The sequence below is a fragment of the Mesorhizobium sp. M7A.F.Ca.CA.001.10.2.1 genome (genome assembly GCF_003998575.1).
Taxonomy (GTDB): domain Bacteria; phylum Pseudomonadota; class Alphaproteobacteria; order Rhizobiales; family Rhizobiaceae; genus Mesorhizobium.
Genome location: NZ_RZQY01001021.1, coordinates 1 through 1,385, shown reverse-complemented (window position 1 = coordinate 1,385; position 1,385 = coordinate 1). Strand labels below are relative to the sequence as shown.

Here is a 1,385-nt window from a genome sequence, read left to right as displayed (position 1 = left end):
CCCTCAGCCGACAAGCTACGACAACAAAACAAGCCTCTCAACAAAACCTAATTCAAAACAGCCCGCAGCCGCGGGCCGTTTGCGTTCGGGGGACTGGCAGTGAAGTGCCCAGCCGCCGCCATAACCGGATCAACCGAATCGGAGGCGAAAAAGACGAAGCATCCGATCCTCTTATCGGGCATCGGTCAGTGATGCCGGTGATGACTTGCAATCAAATAGGAAATGATTGGGTCGGGGGTGGTGTTCTATTCAGCCGGCTTTTTGTGGCCACCCTCGGCCATGACAATGACTGAGGACCGCGAATCGACCTGCATGTAGATCCTCGATCGCGCCGGCGGTTGGGTGTGTCACGCCGCAATAGCCGCAAGTGCCGTTGGCCGAGCGGCCTGGGGCGTTGAAGCGACGCCTCGATCAAGTCGAATCAAAGTGAAGGGTGATTCTCTGAGGATGAGTGGCGCAAGGTGTGGCATGGCCGAATCAGCCAATTTTGCTAATTTTTGCTAATAGCTGACATCTATCGCCAGGTTCGGGATCACTCCCATATTCCCCGCACGCTTTTCATCAGGAAGCAGCTCGAACCAGGCCGCTACAACAATGCCAGCGAGGTTGTCCGCGCGGGCCTGCGCATGCTTGAGGATTTCGAGGCTGCGCGAGGAGATACCGGGGCGGCGAACTGAACCCCGGCAGGATCCATCGAAGGGAATCCCTGCCGAAACGGTTTTCTCCCGGCTGGAGGCGCGTCATCGCGCGAAGCAGGCGAAAGCCAAGTAGGGGTGGAGTGTCGGACTGTCTTCCACCCAGGGCAGAAGCCGAGCTGGAGCAACTCTACTATGATATAGCCGGACGTGCGCCGCCAGCGATCTCCTGGGATTTCATTACGGGTATCCGCCACCATTGTCTCGACCTGTCGACGTTTCCACGGCGGGCACCGAGCGGGTCGAGATCATGCCTGGGCTGCGGATTGTTGGCTACCGCCGCGTCAGCATTACCTTTGCCGTCGAGGGCGGGCGGGTCCTGATCCTGGGCATCTTTTACGCCGGCCGGAACATCACACCGGAATTGCTCGAAGACCGGCTCTAAACGGCGCTTCGGTGGAGAATTGCTCTGCAGTCCTTCAGGCGCAACGGGTGCGATGGCACACATCAGCGCCTCGATCTCGGGACGCATCACAGGAATGGTAGGCGCTAGAACGCCGCCCACAATTCAGCCAAGCCAACTCATGAATTTCGGCCCGGTGGATATCTCTACGAGAAATCGAAAAAACATTGTCGATGTGTGTTGACAGTTGTCGTTGGTGGCGACTATATACGCCTCACGAACGAGGGCGGCTCGCCGCTGGCGACGAAGAAGTTTGCTTCTAAGCCTGCCCTTAGCGAAATTCAAGA

At 57.8% G+C, this 1,385-nt stretch carries 2 protein-coding genes and 1 pseudogene; all 3 read left to right on the top strand.

The window, feature by feature from the left end; genetic code table 11:
• Positions 1–293: hypothetical protein (locus tag EN964_RS38240; protein ID WP_206528815.1), on the top strand; the 293-nt coding region annotated here is incomplete at its 5' end.
• Positions 294–542: 249 nt separating this feature from the next.
• A pseudogene (locus EN964_RS34640) lies at positions 543–771 on the top strand (type II toxin-antitoxin system ParD family antitoxin).
• A 174-nt stretch (positions 772–945) separates the two neighbouring features.
• Complete coding sequence (locus EN964_RS39290; protein WP_306663836.1) at positions 946–1,080, top strand: hypothetical protein; 135 nt, start codon at positions 946–948, stop codon at positions 1,078–1,080.
• Positions 1,081–1,385: the final 305 nt, after the last annotated feature.

Coding starts and splice junctions, on each gene's coding strand:
- EN964_RS39290 (WP_306663836.1), top strand. CDS start 946: ATGCCTGGGCTGCGGATTGTTGGCTACCGCCGCGTCAGCATTACCTTT.